This window comes from Actinomadura sp. KC216, from assembly GCF_004348535.1.
Taxonomy (GTDB): Bacteria; Actinomycetota; Actinomycetes; order Streptosporangiales; family Streptosporangiaceae; genus Spirillospora.
In genome coordinates this window covers 1-1,618 of record NZ_SMJX01000607.1, presented here as the reverse complement: position 1 = coordinate 1,618, position 1,618 = coordinate 1, and the positions used below count along the sequence as shown (strand labels likewise).

General features: G+C 66.3%; 2 protein-coding genes. Both read left to right on the top strand.

Translation table 11 applies throughout. The features are described 5' to 3' along the window. Positions 1-362: cytochrome P450 (locus E1264_RS46155; protein ID WP_132183215.1), on the top strand; the 362-nt coding region annotated here is incomplete at its 5' end. Positions 363-602: 240 nt separating this feature from the next. Continuing rightward, positions 603-1,618 (top strand): OmpA family protein (locus E1264_RS42440; protein WP_165964675.1); only part of this gene is annotated, 1,016 nt, incomplete at its 3' end.

The following is a 1,618-nucleotide window of genomic DNA, read 5'->3' as shown; positions in this document are numbered from 1 at the left end:
ACCTCAACCCGCGCACAGTCCTTCAGCCGTGCACGCTAACTGACATCGAGCTGCTACCCGGGCAATTCGTCATCGCCCTCCTCGCCGCAGCCAACCGCGACCCCGCGCAGTTCAGCAACCCTGACCAGTTCGACATCAATCGCACCCAAGCCCCACCATTGTCTTTCGGCAGCGGCATCCACCACTGCCTGGGAGCCCACCTTGCCCGGCTAGAAGCGACCGAGTTCTTTCGCCGCATGCTACGCCGTTACCCGACGATCAAGCTCAGCGGGACAGCACGCCGCGAGCAGGGCAGCAATCTGCGAGGGTTCATCAACCTCCCTGTAGAACTGATTGGGCCAGCTATTCGCCGGCAGGTTTAGCAGCCATGAGACAGCGACGGTACGTCGGCGCGAGCTCAACCCTCATGGAAGCGAGCCGTTGCCACGACGAGGGACCTGAGTCGCGCCGACGGCTTGCCATTGCCGCATGCTGCTGTTACGCGCTACTTCAGTAAGGAAAAGACCTCCCCGCCGCAGAAGCACAGGAGTCAATTCAGCACACGGATCTTCATGGTTCCCTCCCACTCGCCACAACGATGGCGCCACCGCATCGGGAGAGTCTTGCGCGGCATAGGCTCGGCCCTGGTACTGGTCGCGGTCACAGTAGGCCTGCCGTACCTGTTCGTTGCGCTCGCCGGGTCGCCGGTCCCGGCCCGGATCCCCAACTGGGACGAGATCCTCACTACCCTGTCCCGGCGCGACGACGGAACGCTGTTCCTTGGCTTCCTCACGTACGTTGCCTGGGGCTTTTGGCTGATCTGGATCGCGCTGCTGCTGCTGGAGGCTGGCGCCCGGTTGCGTGGCCGACCCGTACCGCACATCCCCGGGCTGGACGGCCCCCAACGTCTGGTCGCGCTCCTGGTCACCACACTGGGTGTCGCCATCATCGGAACGACAGCCGCCGTCAGCCGAGCAAGCACGTTGCCCGCCGTGCCTCACAGCGTTGCTGCTGCGACCCCGCTCCCACACGCGCAGGTCGCATCAGCAACGAACAACGTCGGTAGTGCGGAGGACGGCCAGTACGATCGGCCCTCCGGCACGACCGACCGTGTCGGATCTCTGAACCGTGGTGCTGCGCCGGGCGAGCAGGCAATCCGCCCGCAGAGACATCAAGTCACGGTGCGATTCGCGTTCGGCTCCGCCCAGTTGTCCGCGTCCGTCCAAGAGGCTTTGGCTCAGACGGCCCGCGATATCGGAGCCGATGCCGACCCAGCTCAGCCGGTTAGCATCGTCGGCCACACTGACGCGCATGGCCCCGCCGATTACAACCAGCGCCTATCGGTCCAACGGGCTCGGACCGTACGAGAGGCGCTCGGCGAGCTGGCAGCGCGCGGCTTCCGGTTCGAAGTCAGCGGCAAAGGCGAGCGCGCGCCGATCGCCGCCGAGACCTTCGCTGACGGCAGCGATGCCCCGTCCGGGCGAGCGCGCAACCGCCGTGTCGAGATCACCTACACTCTCAAGATCCGGGACACGCCACCAGCTAGCCCGACGACGCGACCGCCTAGCGGGCAGGGCGGCGGTAATTCGAGCGGCCCGCCGTCCTCGCCACCGGCCACTCGGACCGCCCCCTCCCAGCG